The following is a 17,399-nucleotide window of genomic DNA, read 5'->3' on the forward strand; positions in this document are numbered from 1 at the left end:
TTCTTGAAATTCTTATAATAACTATTTCTTTGGTGCAGCCGCTGCCGGTTGCTGTCCGTTTGCTTCTGCTGCTGTTCCTGCGTGTACTACTGCACCCGGTCTTACGTTCTGAACACCATCCACTACAATAACTTCACCCTTTTTCAGACCACTTTTCACTACAATATTCTGATCTACCTGTGTACCCACTTTAATTACTCTTGGCACTGCTTTACTGCTGTCACCAACTACATAAACGTTGAATTCACCTAATTGCTCGGTAACCGCTTTATAAGGAATCACTAATTGGTTACCAGCTGCTTTATTCAGCACCTGTAAGTTTACGTTCATACCAGAAATAAGTCTGCCTCCTTCATTAGAATAACTGATTCTTACTTTGATAGTACCTGTCTGAGGATCAACTGCACGGTCAATCGCAATAATTCTGCCCTGACGTTTGTAAATGCTGTTATCCTGAAGCTGAATGCTGAAAAGAGAATCTTTAACTGCAGCTGTGTTTTTCTCCAGCTGGATAAAACGGGGAATCTCTCCCTGATTTACAGGAATATCAACTGCAATCGGATCATTTGTAGAAACAGTATTTAAAAGTGTAGTACCCGGAGAAGCCAAGGCGCCCAGTTTTACCTGTGAAATACCAATTGTTCCATTTAAAGGAGAAACAATAACTGAACGTTGTAAATCATTCGCAGCCGAAGCAAGATTTGCTTTGGCAGCAGCAATTTGTGATTCAGCATTTGCTAAGTCAGTTAATGCATAATCCACACGTTGTTTAGCAATCGCTTCCTGTTGTGCTAATTTAGTATAACGATCAGCATCTTTCTTCGCTTTATCACGGTTCGCTTTTGCTACCGCTACATTAGCCTGAGCTGAATTATAAGCCGCCTGATATTTAGTACGGTCAATTTCATATAATTTTTGTCCTTTAGTTACACGCTGACCATCTTTAACATAGATCGCTGTGATATAACCACCAACCTGCGCACGAAGTTCAACTTCGTTCAGGGCAACAACGACACCAGGATAAGTATCCACAGTAGTTACAGGTTGTTCATCAACCGTATAAGTGGTTACTGGAGTAGCCGGAGGAGGTCCTTGCTGCGGTGCAGGCTGACCACCGCAAGATGCTAACGTTACTGAACCAAGGATTAAGATGCCTAATTTTATGTATTTAATGTCCATGTCTTTTATTGGTTTACGGTGATTGTCCCTAATGCTTGTTTTACGTCTAATTTTGACGAAAGGAGGTTATATAATGAATTCAGATAATTAATTTGTGCAGTACGAAGGTCAGTTTCTGATGTGGTCAGATCCAGGTAAGTTTTAATTCCTTCATCATACTGAAGTTTGATGGTGTTGTAAACTTGTTTTGAAATTTCAACATTCGCTTTATTCGTATTTAAATCGTTCAGATTTGCTTTATAAGTAGCGATAGCCTGCTCATACTGCGTATTGATTTTGTTTTTCGTATTCACTAAATCAAGATCAATCTTACGCTCTTGTAACTGCGATTTTCTGATTTCCTGTGTCCGTTTTCCTCCAAGGAAGATCGGAACCGATAATTTCAATCCAACAACCGAACTTGGGAAATTCTGATCATATAAATTACTCAGTGAGTTATTCTGGTAATTCCATCCGTAATTGATAAAACCAGAAAGCGTAGGTGAATAAGACCACTTATTATAACTGGTTGTAATTTTTTGCAGTTCACGCTGTGTTTCCAGTAAACGATATTCCACCCGGTTCTGATAGTTTAACAACTGCGTAGTATCTATCATGACATCTTTCTCCATATCACTTGAAGTAAAAGATAAACCGAAAGGCTTCTCCGCACTGTAACCAATTAATTCTCTCAGGTAAGCGTATTTATACTTCAATAACTCATCCGTTCTTTTTCTATCGGCCTGAGAGTTACTCAAACTAATCTGTGCTCTTTGAAAATCAGTTTTATCAACCAGGCCAGCATCATACTGCGCCCTGGCATCCTTTAACTGTTTTTCCTGTCTTGCAATATTCTCTGCAATAATATTCAATTGCTCTTTGCTGGTCAGTACATCATAAAATGCTTTACTTACATCAACAATAGTACTGATCTTTGTGTTTTCTGTACTTTGTTTATACTGTTGTCTGTAGAATTTAGCAGATTTCGAAGCCTGGATCAATCCGGCATTTAAAAACTGCTGGTCAGCCTGCAATACAAAAGATGAAGTATTTTTACCACCAAAGGTCAATAAAGAAGACTGGCCGTTTGTAGTCAGGATCTGAGACTGCTGCTTAAAATTATGGTTTGCTGTTCCAGTACCATTAATTTGAGGCAACCAGCCAGATAATGCCGATTTGATATCCCGCTCTCCAATCTCTTCGTCAATCAGTGCTTGTTGTACCCCAGGCTTATTGCTTAAAGCATAATCAATACATTCCTGCAAGGTTGCATTGCTCAGCGTCGGCTGCTCTCTAACTGTCGTCTGTGCGAATCCCAGTCCTGGCAGAAGAGCTGGTATGCAGACGAGCATCATTAAAATTAATTTGTGAGGTTTCATATATATATTAAGGGTATTTGTTTTACTATTCATGTTATTGCCTTTTAATTCCATCCCATATAATGTTGACTACTTCAAGAATATCTTCCTTAGAAAACACAATTTGCTCCGATAACTGGAAAGTCGCAGCGGCAACAAGCGTCCCTTTGATCGTCGGGGCGAGCAGCCTCGAGTCAATATTTCTGAAATGCGCATTTTCTATGCCATATTGAAACAATGTAATTACCTTGTCTGCAAATAGTTGACTATCACGTTCAGGGAAATTCTTGGCAAAAGGAGAACTCATATACTGTTCAAGAAAAAAAGAGAGTTCTGATTTTCCACGTAGAAATTGAACTGATTGATCATAAAATTGAAAAAGCGGTCTTTATAGGGCTTTTCAGGGTCATCACCCGCAGATATCGCCAATGCCAGCTTATCCTTCACGTAAACATAAAGCTCTAAAATGAGGGTTTCTTTAGAGTCGAAATAGTGATATATCGTACCTGCTGCCACACCAGCGTGTTTAGCAATTAAACTCATGGGAGCGCCATGGAATCCATGCTCTTTAATCAGCGCGAGTGTACTGTTCAGCACAGCAATGCGTTTTCCGGAAGTATCTTCTAATTGAACGTTCATTCGGTTGCAAATAAACACAAATTAAATATACTAATTTTATTGTTTAACCTAATATGACAGAAAAGTGATCTGGATCATTAAATGGGAGAATAAAAAAACCCCATTCTGACGAATCAGAATGGGGTTTAATTGAAAGATTTAGAAAATTAGTTGAAGCTGTATCTCGCGCCAATCATAATCTGGTATCTTGAAGCAATAGTCAGATTGTCTCTGAATGTTTTGCCTGGTAAATTTTTATCAATAGTGTAAGAAGGAACTCCAGCAGAAGTTACAGAGCGGTATTGTAAAAAGTTAGTCATTGCCGGAGCTTGAGTAGTACCCCAGTTTTTGTTTAACAGATTACCAATATTTACAAAATCAACAGAAATCTGGAAACGGCTCTTATCTTTTTCACCAGCTTTAGTGAAAATGTCCTGAGTAATTTTCACATCAAAACGATTAGCCCATGGATACTGACCACCATTTCTTTCAGTTACTTTACCTCTCATTGAGCTTAAATATTTATCCTGGCTGATATAAGCATCTAATCTTGCCCATTGAGAATCAGCACTCTCTGCTGCAAAAAGGACTTTTCCTTTATTATCCTTAATATCAGTAGTTACAAATTTGATATCATTTTTATCTTTTGGAACGTACATCAAATCATTTGATGTACTGTTATCACCATTCAGGTTACCTGAAGTTGTATAAGAGAAACGTGTATCACCGAAAACATCACCATATGGAGAACCTTCATAAATAACACCGATTGTAGTAGGTAATTTTGAATTTAATGCAAAGTTGAAGTTAACTGCTGCAACGATACGATTCTTTACTACATAACTGCTGTAAGCAAGAACTGGTTTGTTAGGATCATTAACGATCTGGTTTCCTGTGAAAGCAGAGTTAGCCTGAGAACCTGGAGTCGAAGTAATATCACGTGCATCGCTATAAGTATAAGCGATCATTGCATCCACATGTTTTCCAAAGCGTTTTTGTAATTGAGCAGTTAAGTTATAAGCGTAACCTTTATTTGTATTATCCAATATAACTGCGTTAGTAAGGAATGGATTTATACGGTTAGCACTACCACCCGGGAATAAATCACGCGTATCACCTGAACCAGTTAACGTTTTTGTTGGTGCAATTAAATTCGCATCACGGTGATAGATTTCATTGATAGATTTGGTATAGATACCTTCTAATGTAGCAGTAATACCACCTGGTAAAACAAAATCAGCTGCTAAGTTAGATCTCCAGATTTGTGGAATTTTAAAATCCCCTGCAGTAGCGTTAATCGCATAAGTAGCAGGAACGCCACCGTTTGCTGGTACATATGCTGAAGGATTTGCACTAAACGGACGGTTAGTTGGATTATTCGAGAATTCATTTCCAAACATTAATCCGGTCTGACCCGCCTGGTTAACTAAATAAACACCTGGCATACCACCAGTAAAGATTCCGGTTCCACCTCTGATTTGAAGCGTTTGGTTACCTTTCACGTCCCAGTTAAAACCTACACGCGGAGAAAGCAGTATTTGTGTTTTAGGTAATTTTCCTACATCCAGTTTCTCACCATCACGGAAATTCGCAGCAGTAATTGCCGGGTTAGAAGGGATTTTCGAAGTATAAATAGGGATATCTGCACGGATACCGTAAGTCAGTTTAAAGTTATCTTTAACCATCCATTCATCCTGTACATAAGCAGCAATAGGCGCTAAAGATAATTTAGCCATTGGATTTGCTTCTCCATTGATTGGATAAGTTAACTGGTATAAACTAGGATTAGCAGGTTTAACACCTGGTACCTGAGTACCAGCAGCACTCATAAAGTCAGACAAAGAGTTGTAACGGAACTGACCAAAATAGAACTGAGCGAATCCATTCGCATATTTTTGATATTGTCCTGAAGCACCAATAGTAATATTGTGATTTCCTGCGTAAATATTAAAGTTATCTGTAAATGAATAGATATCCTGGTTTAATACGTTTAAGCCACTGAATGGTTCAGTCCCAAGAGAAATGTAGTTTGAACCTGCTCCATTTTCGATATCAACAACCGGGAACGGGGTTCCGTAAGTTTTTCTATAATCACGGAAAGCCGAATAACTTACCTGCAGGTTATTTGAGAATTTATTTCCAAATCTTGAGTTCAGTTCGGCAGCTATCGATTTCGTATTGTTAAAGAAGCGATAACGCATGTTAGAGAAAATAGCAGAATTCTGGTTCGGTCCACGAGAAGGGTTTGAATTTGAACCACTTGGATTAATATCCTTGAATGAATTTAAATAGTTGTAACGAACAGTAAGTTTATTACTTGAATTGATATTCCAGTCCAGACGAGCTGTTAAATTGTTTGCTTGCTGATCATTTGAATAGCCCTCATAAACGCCAGGATCATATCCGTATTTAGAAATTAATAAATTCTTTACCGCATCAAGGTCCGAAGCTAATACGTTGGAATAAGAACCACCTTTAACACCTCTGTTAGCATTAAAAGTAGTACCAGGAGCAACACTTCTGTTAATCTCACCATTAATAAAGAAGAATAATTTATCTTTTATCAATGCACCACCTAAACGTACACCGAATGTTTTTGTAGTAAAAGCATTCGCTGGAGTTTTATCTAATTTAGTATCTCCAACATTATAGCCCTGTAAATTCTGATCTTTGTAAAAGGTATAAGCAGATCCCGAAAACTGGTTTGTACCGCTTTTGGTTACCGCATTTACACTACCACCTGTAAAACCACCTTGCTTAACATCATAAGGAGCAATATTTACTGTAATCTGATCCAAAGCATCTAAAGATATAGGTTGTGCACCTGTACCACCGCCTGGCATTGCAGTTAAACCGAATGAGTTATTGAATTGTGATCCGTCAATAGTAAACGAGTTAAATTTATTGTTACGACCGGCAAAAGAGAAACCATCACCAGCAGAGTTAGACTGTGGAGTAAGTTTAGTTAAGTCAGTAATACTTCTGTTAAAAGTAGGTGCTCTTTCCAGCTGTTCACGGGAAATACTGGTTTGAGCTCCGGTACGTGAACTGTTAATCGTTTTATTTTGCTTTGAAACAATCGTAACCTCAGAAAGAGATTGAGAAGACTCTTCTAAAGTAAAGTTTGCTTTAAAATTCTGACCAAGCCCTAAAGTCACATCAGCAATAACAGAAGATTTGTAACCTATCATTGTGGCTGTGATCGTATATGGACCACCAACGTTAATGTTAGAGAAGTTAAAACGTCCGTCTGCTCTTGTAATTGTCTTATAAGTAGATCCGGTTGGCTTGTGAACAGCTACAACAGTTGCTCCTGGCAATGCACCTTTGACGTCTTTTACCAGACCATTCATTGATGAGGTAGTAACCTGGGCGTTTGCAGAGAAAATGGTTCCCATAACCGCCAACATGATTACTACAATTTTAAATAGTAAAGATTTCTTCATACTTTCTTTATTAATGAATTTGTTTTGTTTTAAACGCAATGCGTTTAGATACATAATAGTTTGCAGCCACAAAAGTAGAGATAAAATTAACAACGTTTTAGCTTTCAATGTTAATAAATCATTAATTATATATGTTTTTTATCCACACTTAACATTTATCATACCTGCTTAACCAGCACTTTATCAGTTAATTATTTGGAATATCGAAAAATGACGCTATTTCCTGGAAACTGGTTTAGCCCTTAACACACTTACAAATTCAGCATTTATTCAGATTCAAATACTCAAATTGTTTATAGCTTTTTTTAAGCGAAACGAGCCAAATGCGGTTCGGGTAGCCTTCCTGCCCGGATTGTGGTTGGTGATGTTGCAGCTAAAAAGAAGCGTAAACAAATGAGCAGGTGAATTTTAAATAGTTTCTTAACGTCACAAAAATCAAATACGCTATTTAACGAACATTTTTTTTTAATTTTGGGCTTTACTAAGTAAAGTCCCCTATTAAAAGATATGAACTACGATGTAATTATAATAGGTAGCGGTCCCGGCGGATACGTTGCTGCAATCAGAGCGTCACAATTAGGTTTAAAAACTGCAATTGTAGAACGTGAATCCTTAGGCGGAATCTGCCTTAACTGGGGCTGTATCCCAACCAAAGCTTTATTAAAAAGTGCGCAGGTATTTGAATATATCAATCATGCAGCAGAATACGGTATCAAAACTGCCGAAGCTGAAGCTGATTTCGCAGCTGTGATTAAACGCAGCCGTGGTGTAGCTGAAGGAATGAGCAAAGGCGTTCAGTTTTTAATGAAAAAAAACAAAATTGACGTAGTGATGGGTACCGGTAAAGTTAAACCGGGCAATAAAGTTGAAGTTAAAGGTGCAGACGGTTCTGCTTCAGAATTAACTGCAAAAAATATCATCCTTGCTACAGGCGGACGTTCAAAAGAATTGCCAAGTGTAAAGCAGGACGGTAAAAAAATCATCGGTTACAGACAAGCAATGGTTTTACCTGAAATGCCTAAATCAATGGTTATCGTTGGTTCCGGAGCTATCGGAGTAGAATTTGCTTACTTCTATGCAACAATGGGAACAAAAGTAACTGTCGTTGAATTCATGGATAACATCGTTCCTGTAGAAGACGAAGACGTTTCTAAACAATTACTGCGCAGCTTCAAAAAAGTTGGTATCGAAGTGATGACCTCTTCAAGCGTTGAGTCAGTTGATACCACTGGTGCAGGCTGTAAAGTTCAGGTTAAAACTGCTGCTGGCATGCAAACCATCGAATGTGATATCGTTCTTTCTGCTGCTGGTGTAGTAGCTAACCTTGAAAACATAGGTCTGGAAGAAACAGGGATCAAAACTGAAAAAGGTAAAGTAGTAGTGGATGAATTCTATAATACTTCTGTAAAAGGATATTATGCAATTGGTGATATCGTTGGCGGACAAGCTTTAGCGCACGTAGCCTCTGCTGAAGGGATTATCTGTGTGGAGAAAATCGCAGGTCAGTCTCCTGAGCCTTTAGATTACAACAACATCCCGGGCTGTACTTACTGCTCACCGGAAATTGCTTCTGTAGGTTACACAGAAAAAGCAGCGAAAGCAGCTGGTTATGAACTGAAAATTGGTAAATTCCCGTTCTCAGCTTCAGGTAAAGCTAGTGCAGCTGGTGCAAAAGATGGTTTCATCAAAATGATTTATGACGCTAAATACGGTGAACTTTTAGGTGCTCACATGATCGGTGCCAACGTAACTGAATTAATTGCAGAAATCGTTGTTGCCCGTAAATTAGAAACTACTGGTCACGAAATGTTAAAAGCTGTCCACCCTCACCCAACTATGAGTGAAGCCATTATGGAAGCTACTGCTGATGCTTACGGAGAAGTAATTCACTTGTAAAAAATAGCTTATATAATTAATGGAAACCCGCTGATAACTCAGCGGGTTTCTTATTTTTACAGCATACCAAATTTTATTCAGATGAACTTACATACTATAGATACCGGATTATTTAAACTGGATGGTGGTGCAATGTTTGGCGTGGTTCCGAAATCTATCTGGCAAAAAAGTAATCCCGCTGATGCAAATAATATGTGTACCTGGGCTATGCGCTGTTTATTAGTAGAAGACGGCAACCGCCTGATTTTGATTGACACAGGTATAGGGAATAAACAGGATGAAAAATTTCTGAGCCATTATTACCTGCATGGAGAAGATACGATGGAAAAGTCACTGGCAGCAAAAGGGTTCAGTACAGCTGATATTACAGATGTATTTCTGACCCATTTACACTTTGACCATTGCGGAGGAGCGATTGTCCGCGAAGGTGAAAAACTGGTCCCTGCCTTTAAACAAGCTACTTACTGGAGTAACGAAAAACACTGGAACTGGGCAGTTCATCCCAATGACCGGGAAAAAGCTTCATTTCTGAAAGATAATATCCTGCCATTACAAGAAAGCGGGCAGTTGAAATTCATTGATGATCAGGAAGGAATTGAATTTCAATCCGGCTTTAAAGTGCGTTTCGCATTTGGCCATACCGATGCAATGATGTTGCCCGAACTGACCTACAAAGATCATACGATTATTTATACAGCAGATTTACTGCCTTCTGCCGGCCATATTCCCCTGCCTTATGTCATGTCTTATGACATGTTCCCCCTGCAGACCTTAAAAGAAAAGAAAGCATTTTTAGAAGAGGCTGCTGCTCAAAACTATATTCTTTATTTAGAGCATGATTCTGTTAATGAATGCTGTACTGTACAGCAAACTGAAAAAGGGATCAGACTAAAAGAAACTTTCAAACTGGCTGATTTATAACCTGGTTGTTAATCCAGGATAACATGCAGCTTAGACAGGCATTGGATTGTACTCCAGGATATCTCCCGGCTGACAGTCCAGTGCCTTACAAATAGCCGCCAAGGTTTCCAGCCGGATCGCTTTTGCTTTTCCGGTTTTCAGGATAGAAAGATTAGATAAGGTAAGACCAACCTTCAGGCTCAATCCCGTAAGAGAAACTTTGCGTTTCGCGAGCATTACATCCAGATTAATGACTATAGGCATATGCGATTTGTTATTGAATTTATAGCTGTAAAAATCAGTAAAATTGCCGGCTTTTGCAGACATCTTTTTTTTAAATGATAGAATTTTAAGAAAAATTATAAAAAATCAGCCTGACAATATCAAACAATACTGACATACAACTGTTAAGTGAGAAACATTTTTTAAATTAATTTATCATATTAAATCAATAAAACGCTATGATTTCCATAAAAAAAATTGATCTGACTAAAACATGAATTATTAAATAACAAGCATTTATCATTGATATGCAATAAATAATGTACATTTTTCAATATAAGACAGGCATACTGTCAAATGTACTTTGGAATAATTATTGCTATTAAATTATCGTATAATTAAGCAGTGCAAAAGTAACGTTTTCAGGAATTTATGTTTTTAAATTGCCTTTTAATCCTTACTTTTGCACGTTCTAACACATAAAGAGCACCAAAGCATATAAATGAGACAACTCAAAATCACCCAATCCATAACCAATCGCGAGAGTCAATCTCTAGACAAATATCTTCATGAGATTGGTAAAGTAGATTTAATCACCGCAGAAGAAGAAGTAATACTGGCAAGAAAGATACGTGAAGGTGATCAGGCCGCATTAGAGCGTCTGACAAAAACAAACTTACGTTTTGTTGTTTCTGTAGCTAAACAGTATCAAAATCAGGGATTAACTTTAGGTGATTTAATTAATGAGGGTAATCTTGGACTAATCAAAGCTGCTAAACGCTTTGATGAAACCAAAGGTTTCAAATTTATCTCTTATGCAGTATGGTGGATTCGTCAGTCAATTTTACAGGCTATTGCTGAACAAAGCCGTATTGTACGTCTTCCATTAAACCAGGTTGGTTCATTGAGTAAGATCAGTAAAGCATTCTCTAAATTAGAGCAGGAATTTGAACGCGAACCTTCTCCTGAAGAATTAGCTGATATCCTTGAAACAACTGTTGATAAGATTTCTGATACTTTAAGTAATTCAGGAAGACATGTATCAATGGATGCTCCTTTTGTTCAGGGTGAAGAAAATACGCTGCTGGATGTTTTAGAAAACCATGAGCCAAATACAGACAGTAGTTTAATTAACGAATCTCTTTCTGAAGAGATCAAACGTTCATTATCTACCCTGACTGAACGTGAACGTGAAATCATCGTTCTTTTCTTTGGCTTAAGCACTAACCACCCGCTTTCTCTGGAAGAAATCGGGGAGAAATTTAACTTAACCCGTGAGCGTGTGCGCCAGATTAAAGACAAAGCACTACAACGTTTACGCCATACCTCACGTAGTAAAATATTAAAATCATACTTAGGTTAATATCTTGATGGTCATTTAAAATTTAAATAGACACTCAGGTTAAATATCGGACAGAAAAAGATTGGGTTTCCCCCAATCTTTTTTACTTTTGTGGCATTCTAACCAAATAATCCCGATATGTTTAATCAATACCAATCCGAATTTCAGAACTGGATTGAAAAAGAGAAAAAAGCAGTTGAACTACTAAATGTTGTCGGCCAGTTATGGTTCGACAGATCTATTGAACTTGTGCTTTTTCGCAAACCATTATTCGACGTAGGCAGCAGTGAAATCCTTGCTCACCACCAGTACGCTAAAGAAATTTCAGGCAAAGACATTAACATTTATGAGACACTGGAGCTCGCCAATGAAATTGCCAGATGCAACCTTGCCCCTTCCCGTGTTGACATCGGAAGACTTGCAGCAGAATGGCTGGATGAAAACAATGATTTTGCAACAATGCACGATTTTGTCATCAGCAAACTCAGCCGTCACATTGGTAAAGACAAGATCAGTCTTTTACCGAAAGACGTTGTCCTGTTTGGTTTCGGAAGAATTGGCAGACTGGCCGCAAGAGAATTAATCCTGCAGGCTGGTAAAGGTGAACAGCTCAGACTGCGCGCTATCGTAACCAGGACTTATAGTGATGAGGAATTAATCAAACGTGCAGAATTATTACGTACAGACTCTGTTCATGGAACTTTTAACGGGATTATTATTGAAGACTTTATCAATAAAGCACTGATCATCAATGGACAAACTATCTATTTCATTGAAGCTAACCATCCTGAAGATATCGACTACACAACTTATGGTATTGCAGACGCTTTATTAATTGATAATACAGGCGTATTCCGTGACCGTGAAGGACTTAGCCGCCATCTTGCAGCTAATGGTATAGCTAAGGTATTATTAACTGCACCAGCCAAAGGAGACATTCCAAACATAGTTGCTGGAATCAATGACGCAGATTTCGATTTTACAAAAGAAACAATCGTATCCAATGCTTCTTGTACCACCAACGCTATTGTTCCGGTATTAAAAGTTATCGATCAGGCTTTTGGTATTGAAAAGGGACATATAGAAACGATCCACTCTTATACAAACGATCAGAATTTATTAGATAACTACCATAAAAAATATCGTCGCGGCAGGTCTGCGGCTTTAAATATGGTCATCACTGAAACCGGAGCAGATAAAGCAGTAGCTAAAGTAATTCCGCATCTGGGTGGAAAACTGACAGGCAATGCAGTGCGTGTCCCTACACCTAATGTTTCACTGGCTATTCTTAATTTATCATTGAATAAAGTAACTTCAAGAGATGAAGTTATAGAGATGATCAAACAAGCATCACTTTTTGGTGATCTGTCTGAACAAATAGAATTCTCTATCTCCAATGAACTGGTAAGCTCTGATTTAATCGGAAACAGCCATGCTTCAATTATTGACGGCCCGGCCACAATTATGGCAAAAGACAATAAGTCTGTCGTGATTTACACCTGGTATGACAATGAATACGGCTATACAAGACAAGTGATCCGCCTGGCTAAAAAACTAGCTGGTGTAGTTCGTTTAACTTATTACTAGCACCATTTAAATCAGGAAATAAAAAGGGCCGGCAATTCATCCGGCCCTTTTCTATAGCAAAAGATAATTTGTTTAGAACTCAGCTAACACAGGCCTGGTCCCCATAATTTCCTCGATATCTCCCATCACTTCAGTTGTCAATAAAGGCATCACATTTAAAGTAGTCAGGTTTTCTTTTAATTGTTCTGTTTTTGAAGCACCTAAGATAACCGTACTTACATTCGGATTTTTCAAACACCAGGCCAGTGACAATTTAGCCAGAGGCACATTCAGCTCATCAGCAAGCGTTTGTAATTTCTTAACCTTCGCCAGCTTTTCTTCTGCCAAAGCAGCTTCTTTGAGCCATTCCATGCCTTTCATGTCCAGGCGCGTATTTTTAGCCTCTCCTGAGGTGTATTTACCAGAAAGTAATCCTGAAGCTAAAGGTGACCAGATTGTAGTCCCCAATCCATACTCTTTAAATAACAACAGATATTCGCTTTCCAGTTTATTACGTTCCAGCAGGTTGTATTGAGGTTGTTCCATAACTGGCCCGATCAGATTATACTGGCGTGCCGCACGGATAGCTTCCATAATCTCGGCCGCACTCCACTCTGAAGTTCCCCAGTATAGGATTTTACCCTGCTGTAATAAAGTATTCATCGCCCAGACAGTCTCCTCAACAGGCGTGTTCTTATCAGGACGGTGACAAAAATATAAATCCAGGTAATCTACCTGTAATCTCTTTAACGCACCATGACAAGCCTCAATCACATGTTTCCTTGACAGGCCTGTTCTGTTCGGCCCTTTATGTTCAGTTCCGAAAAAAACTTTACTGGAAACTACATATGATTCACGCTCCCATTGATGTGCTTTAATGATTTTACCCATCACTTCTTCTGACTTTCCTGCTGCATAACCTTCTGCATTATCAAAAAAGTTTACACCAGCATCATAAGCAATTCCCATCAATTCATCCGCAACTTTATCACTGATCTGATTGCCGAATGTTAACCAGCTTCCCAGAGAAAGCGCACTCAATTGTAATCCCGATTTTCCTAAACGTCTGTATTCCATTTTTATATGAATTTTAAATGTCAGCTATTTTCAAATCAGATCTCTGATCAGTATTACCCAAATAAAAGCAATACCAATTTTCCTGTTGATGAATAAGCTAAATGTATAAAATAAGAACAGGAGCCCTTTACTTAAGTTTTTACGATAGCCCATTGATGTGTCACTAATTTGTAATATATTAGGGATACTAACAATAACACCTATTAATAAAACACTGGCGCTATGAAATTATATTTGCTAATACCCCTGGCATTTACACTGGGTTGCAATGCAGTAAAAACATCCAATCAACCCGCTCACGCTGATCAGTTAATCAATGATGTCAAAGTTCTTTCTTCTGATGCCTACCAGGGAAGAAAAACAGGAACAAAAGGTGCCGAATTAGCAAGAACATACATTGGCAAACGCTTCAGAGAAATTGGCCTGAAGGCTTATAAAAACTGTAATGGTTACCAGCAGTCCTTTACTTTCGCAGGAATTGATGATCCAAAAATAACGGGTAAGAACATGATTGGCTATATCAAAGGGACCACCAGCAAAGTGATCGTTATTTCTGCCCACTATGATCATTTAGGCGTGATTAACGGAACAATCTATAATGGTGCAGATGATAACGCTTCAGGCGTAGCCGGCCTGCTGAAAATAGCCACGCACTTTGCAAAGAACAAACCGATGTATACAATGATTTTTGTTGCATTTGATGCGCAGGAATTTGGCAGAAAAGGTTCTGAGTATTTTGTGAACCATCCTCCTGTTGACCTGAGTAAGATTAAGCTGAACCTCAACCTGGATATGATCAGTCACAATGATAAAGGAGAGATTTACGCCGCCGGAACTTATAAATACCCGCAGCTCAAAAACTATATCGCCACGACTATTCCTGATTTAAAAATCCTTTTCGGCCATGACAATGCAAGACTGGCAGCCGATGACTGGACGGATCAGAGTGATCAGTCTGCTTTCAACGCAAAAAACATCCCGTTTATTTACTTTGGTGTGGAAGATCACAAAGATTACCACAAAGCCTCAGATAAATTTGAGAATATCAACCAGGCCTTCCTGATCAATGCCGCTAATGGCATTTTAGAGATCACAGACAATTTTGATAAAGAACGAACCGTAGAAAAGATACTGCGTGACAGACTGCAGTCTAAAAGAAGATAATTAATAATTCCAAAACTCTTTCTTTACTATAACTGACTGTTTCCGGGCTGGGTAAGCCAGCCCGGAAACAGTCAGTTATGCGATAAAAATCAGCGAGATTACGCCCGTCGTAACTTACTGATAAACAATGTATTTACCCTATCTCGTTCAGACGTCATTCGGAGAGATTTCACAGCCCCTTCAAACTTCACCCAATCGCCATCGAATAACAACTAAACTTAAGGTGAATTATTTTTTAAATAAAAATTATTTACTACACTATTGCTCAATAATTACCTATATTGTTGAAACTAACCAGACAAGATTATGGCAATTTTACAGGAAGGCTCTTTATTAGCAGGTGTCAGAGGAAGAATAGGAAACGTGGTGATCTATCAATGGAAAAATAAGGTATGCGCCCGCACATTACCAATAAAGCCCCATAAAAAAAGGGTGAGAACGATTCCTCAGCAGGCGCAGAACGGTAAACTAAAGGTATTAACTCCTTTTTTAAAACAGGTTAAGCCCTTCCTTAGAACAGGATTCAAACACCTGGCAGAAGAACGCAACATCACTGCAAACAATGCCGCTAAATCTGTTAATCTGCTGCATGCAATTAAAGGAGAATTTCCTCACCAGGAAATCAACTGGGACGCTGTTTTAGTAGCTGACGGAAACTTGCTTAAACCTGAAAATGTTAAAGTGACCGTATCAGAAAATGCCTTTAACTTTACCTGGGATCAGGATATTACAACCACAGGCAATCCAACAGACAGAGCTATTATCCTTTTATACAACAAAAATTCCGGGCGTGTACATGCCAATTACAGCGGTGCACAAAGGGATGAACTCAAGCATACTTTCCCCATGAAACCTGGTTACATTAAAAATAACACTTATGAAGTATTTATCGCTTTTAAAGACATCATGAGCGACGAGGTTTCCCAAAGCGTGTATTGCGGGAGATTTACGAATTAAGTTTTAAAATAAAAAAGACCGGAATCTCTTCCGGCCTTTTTAAAGGAAATATTGTGTCTTTATTTTTTCAGGGAATGCCTGGTTTCAATCATTCCTACAAATTCACTATTGGGATTAACTTTTCTGATTTGCTGGCTTTTGAAGTCTGCCCTGCTTGCTCTTCTGGCTTCCGTATTGGCAATTCCCTGAGTAGCGGTAACTGCAGGGGCTAATACATTCAGTGCTTTAGCCAGATAATTCTCTCTTACATCACCAAAAACGTATTCAGGGTCGTCATATTCATCCAGTACATCAGGTACCATCCCTGTATAATATCCACCTTCATTTTTTGAATTTCTGGTTTCAAATATTGGCATATAAACCTGGTATCTGTTTTCCAGTACGATAGGAAAGAAACCTACAGGCTTACCATAAGTGGTATCCCCTACCAGTTTCACATTCATATAAGGTTTAAGACTGTTAATTACGATCTCACTTGCAGAAGCCGTATTGCGGGTCACAATAAAGACAATGTTATTGATCCCGCCCAGACTTCCTTTTTTACTAAAGGTAATTGTGTTAGCAGCTACTGAATAATTATCATCGGCCGCAGTCAGTATTTTTCCATTTTGACGTATAATCTTTCCATCGCCATCAAGAAGCGGCTGATTTGCCAGAATAGTTGCATTACCGGCCTGCATTAATGGGTTATATAGCTCAGTAAACATCGTTTGCCCTGAGGTACCTGATGGTGCAATCAGATTGGTCAGGTAAGATGCTGTATTTACATAGCCCCCGCCATTGTATCTTAAATCAACAATCAGATCAGTTACCCCCTGTGCACTAAAAGCTGCAAATACAGGATCTAAACTGGCATCACTCGCTCCGGTACTGCTTGATAACCTGGCGAATCTTGCATAAGCCAGGTAACCTATTTTTTTACCTGAGCGGGCAATAACTTTAGAGGTATAGACCGGATTGCTCTTATAAGAAGCTCTGTTCAGCGTTAAACTAAAAGGAACCTTATCAATGGAGTTATAACCTTCGATAGTTATGGAAGCCGCAGAAAACGAATTAAATACAGTTTCATTTTCATTCGTGTAACTCGCACCTACAGTCTGGCCATTCACTTTAGTAATTAACCAGCCTCTTTTCACGCCAGCAGTTTCTGCCGGAGAGCCCGGATAAACAGCAGTTACAAATAATTGATATTTATCAGAATTTCTGAAAAGATAAAATATAGGTCTGATCCCTACATCGTATCCATTATTATCTACATCCACATTTGCAGTTTTTATGGCAGAAGTAGCACTTGGATTTGCCTGGGTCAGATCATCGATTCTTGAATACTTAGGGTACCCATAACCATTGTATTCAAAAGGTTTACCAGTGGCAGGATTAATCTTCAGGTTACTGATGGCAAATAATTCGTCATCATAGTTATCGATTGGCTTTGATTTGGTAGAAAACTGTCTTGGATTGAAGGCAGCGTATTCAGGGATTGCATCACTCCAGTAGTAAATCTGTTTAGCATACAGAAACAACGAATCCAGTGTCAACTGTGTACGCGTGCCTGCAGCCGGCGATCCTCCGTTTCTATCTGTTGGGTTAGTTGTAATAGCTGGTTTAGGACTCTTTTTACATGAACTTGAAATCACGACTAAGAGAAACAGCGTTAAAATCGCTAAACGATTGTTTGATAAGTTAATCCTCATA

General features: G+C 38.7%; 14 protein-coding genes. 6 read left to right on the forward strand and 8 right to left on the reverse strand.

The window, feature by feature from the left end; translation table 11 throughout:
• Nucleotides 1-21 precede the first annotated feature (21 nt).
• The 5 genes from AB3G38_RS10740 to AB3G38_RS10760 form a co-directional block, all read right to left on the reverse strand.
• A complete protein-coding gene (locus AB3G38_RS10740) occupies nucleotides 22-1,179 on the reverse strand; it encodes an efflux RND transporter periplasmic adaptor subunit (protein ID WP_367868471.1) in 1,158 nt (385 codons plus the stop codon).
• Between the two features lie 5 nt (nucleotides 1,180-1,184).
• The gene (locus AB3G38_RS10745) at nucleotides 1,185-2,537 is read right to left on the reverse strand and encodes a TolC family protein (RefSeq protein ID WP_367868472.1); all 1,353 of its coding nucleotides are present in this window, start codon (nucleotides 2,535-2,537) and stop codon (nucleotides 1,185-1,187) included.
• 34 nt (nucleotides 2,538-2,571) lie between these two features.
• A complete protein-coding gene (locus tag AB3G38_RS10750; RefSeq protein ID WP_367868473.1) occupies nucleotides 2,572-2,823 on the reverse strand; it encodes a hypothetical protein in 252 nt (83 codons plus the stop codon).
• A complete protein-coding gene (locus tag AB3G38_RS10755; RefSeq protein ID WP_367868474.1) occupies nucleotides 2,820-3,155 on the reverse strand; it encodes a TetR/AcrR family transcriptional regulator in 336 nt (111 codons plus the stop codon). The genes AB3G38_RS10750 and AB3G38_RS10755 overlap by 4 nt, the downstream gene beginning before the upstream one ends.
• Nucleotides 3,156-3,301: 146 nt before the next feature.
• Nucleotides 3,302-6,580, reverse strand: a complete 3,279-nt coding sequence (locus tag AB3G38_RS10760) for a carboxypeptidase regulatory-like domain-containing protein (protein WP_367868475.1) — start codon at nucleotides 6,578-6,580, stop codon at nucleotides 3,302-3,304.
• A 507-nt stretch (nucleotides 6,581-7,087) separates the two neighbouring features.
• On the opposite strand from AB3G38_RS10760, the gene lpdA reads away from it, so the two are divergent.
• Both lpdA and AB3G38_RS10770 read left to right on the forward strand, forming a co-directional pair.
• The gene (lpdA, locus tag AB3G38_RS10765) at nucleotides 7,088-8,476 is read left to right on the forward strand and encodes a dihydrolipoyl dehydrogenase (RefSeq protein WP_367868476.1); all 1,389 of its coding nucleotides are present in this window, start codon (nucleotides 7,088-7,090) and stop codon (nucleotides 8,474-8,476) included.
• 81 nt (nucleotides 8,477-8,557) lie between these two features.
• Entirely contained in the window at nucleotides 8,558-9,397 is an 840-nt protein-coding gene (locus AB3G38_RS10770; RefSeq protein WP_367868477.1) for an MBL fold metallo-hydrolase, read from the forward strand.
• Between the two features lie 30 nt (nucleotides 9,398-9,427).
• Here the strand turns inward: AB3G38_RS10770 and AB3G38_RS10775 are convergent, their stop codons facing one another.
• Entirely contained in the window at nucleotides 9,428-9,640 is a 213-nt protein-coding gene (locus AB3G38_RS10775; protein ID WP_367868762.1) for a helix-turn-helix domain-containing protein, read from the reverse strand.
• A gap of 460 nt (nucleotides 9,641-10,100) precedes the next feature.
• Between AB3G38_RS10775 and AB3G38_RS10780 the strand changes: the two genes are divergently transcribed.
• Together AB3G38_RS10780 and AB3G38_RS10785 are read left to right on the forward strand one after the other, a co-directional pair.
• The gene (locus AB3G38_RS10780) at nucleotides 10,101-10,961 is read left to right on the forward strand and encodes an RNA polymerase sigma factor RpoD/SigA (protein WP_062547391.1); all 861 of its coding nucleotides are present in this window, start codon (nucleotides 10,101-10,103) and stop codon (nucleotides 10,959-10,961) included.
• Between the two features lie 117 nt (nucleotides 10,962-11,078).
• Nucleotides 11,079-12,527 (forward strand): glyceraldehyde-3-phosphate dehydrogenase, encoded by a 1,449-nt coding sequence (locus tag AB3G38_RS10785; protein ID WP_367868478.1) that lies wholly within the window; start codon nucleotides 11,079-11,081, stop codon nucleotides 12,525-12,527.
• 72 nt (nucleotides 12,528-12,599) lie between these two features.
• Here AB3G38_RS10785 and AB3G38_RS10790 read toward each other — a convergent pair whose 3' ends face one another.
• Nucleotides 12,600-13,583 carry a potassium channel beta subunit family protein gene (locus AB3G38_RS10790; RefSeq protein ID WP_367868479.1) on the reverse strand — a complete coding sequence of 328 codons (984 nt, stop codon included), beginning with the start codon at nucleotides 13,581-13,583 and terminating at the stop codon, nucleotides 12,600-12,602.
• Between the two features lie 222 nt (nucleotides 13,584-13,805).
• Between AB3G38_RS10790 and AB3G38_RS10795 the strand changes: the two genes are divergently transcribed.
• Both AB3G38_RS10795 and AB3G38_RS10800 read left to right on the forward strand, forming a co-directional pair.
• Entirely contained in the window at nucleotides 13,806-14,747 is a 942-nt protein-coding gene (locus tag AB3G38_RS10795) for a M28 family peptidase (RefSeq protein WP_367868480.1), read from the forward strand.
• Nucleotides 14,748-15,053: 306 nt separating this feature from the next.
• A complete protein-coding gene (locus tag AB3G38_RS10800) occupies nucleotides 15,054-15,704 on the forward strand; it encodes a DUF6266 family protein (RefSeq protein WP_367868481.1) in 651 nt (216 codons plus the stop codon).
• A 59-nt stretch (nucleotides 15,705-15,763) separates the two neighbouring features.
• On the opposite strand, the gene AB3G38_RS10805 is transcribed toward AB3G38_RS10800, so the two are convergent.
• Nucleotides 15,764-17,398: a S41 family peptidase gene (locus tag AB3G38_RS10805; protein WP_367868482.1), complete on the reverse strand. Its 1,635-nt coding sequence runs from the start codon at nucleotides 17,396-17,398 to the stop codon at nucleotides 15,764-15,766.
• Nucleotide 17,399 lies beyond the last annotated feature (1 nt).

It is taken from the genome of Pedobacter sp. WC2423 (assembly GCF_040822065.1).
Lineage (GTDB): Bacteria > Bacteroidota > Bacteroidia > Sphingobacteriales > Sphingobacteriaceae > Pedobacter.

What these genes read in the sequence shown, in the direction of transcription:
- AB3G38_RS10740 (WP_367868471.1), bottom strand. Translation starts at nt 1,179, where the DNA reads ATGGACATTAAATACATAAAATTAGGCATCTTAATCCTTGGTTCAGTA.
- AB3G38_RS10745 (WP_367868472.1), bottom strand. Translation starts at nt 2,537, where the DNA reads ATGAAACCTCACAAATTAATTTTAATGATGCTCGTCTGCATACCAGCT.
- AB3G38_RS10750 (WP_367868473.1), bottom strand. Translation starts at nt 2,823, where the DNA reads ATGAGTTCTCCTTTTGCCAAGAATTTCCCTGAACGTGATAGTCAACTA.
- AB3G38_RS10755 (WP_367868474.1), bottom strand. Translation starts at nt 3,155, where the DNA reads ATGAACGTTCAATTAGAAGATACTTCCGGAAAACGCATTGCTGTGCTG.
- AB3G38_RS10760 (WP_367868475.1), bottom strand. Translation starts at nt 6,580, where the DNA reads ATGAAGAAATCTTTACTATTTAAAATTGTAGTAATCATGTTGGCGGTT.
- lpdA (WP_367868476.1), top strand. Translation starts at nt 7,088, where the DNA reads ATGAACTACGATGTAATTATAATAGGTAGCGGTCCCGGCGGATACGTT.
- AB3G38_RS10770 (WP_367868477.1), top strand. Translation starts at nt 8,558, where the DNA reads ATGAACTTACATACTATAGATACCGGATTATTTAAACTGGATGGTGGT.
- AB3G38_RS10775 (WP_367868762.1), bottom strand. Translation starts at nt 9,640, where the DNA reads ATGCCTATAGTCATTAATCTGGATGTAATGCTCGCGAAACGCAAAGTT.
- AB3G38_RS10780 (WP_062547391.1), top strand. Translation starts at nt 10,101, where the DNA reads ATGAGACAACTCAAAATCACCCAATCCATAACCAATCGCGAGAGTCAA.
- AB3G38_RS10785 (WP_367868478.1), top strand. Translation starts at nt 11,079, where the DNA reads ATGTTTAATCAATACCAATCCGAATTTCAGAACTGGATTGAAAAAGAG.
- AB3G38_RS10790 (WP_367868479.1), bottom strand. Translation starts at nt 13,583, where the DNA reads ATGGAATACAGACGTTTAGGAAAATCGGGATTACAATTGAGTGCGCTT.
- AB3G38_RS10795 (WP_367868480.1), top strand. Translation starts at nt 13,806, where the DNA reads ATGAAATTATATTTGCTAATACCCCTGGCATTTACACTGGGTTGCAAT.
- AB3G38_RS10800 (WP_367868481.1), top strand. Translation starts at nt 15,054, where the DNA reads ATGGCAATTTTACAGGAAGGCTCTTTATTAGCAGGTGTCAGAGGAAGA.
- AB3G38_RS10805 (WP_367868482.1), bottom strand. Translation starts at nt 17,398, where the DNA reads ATGAGGATTAACTTATCAAACAATCGTTTAGCGATTTTAACGCTGTTT.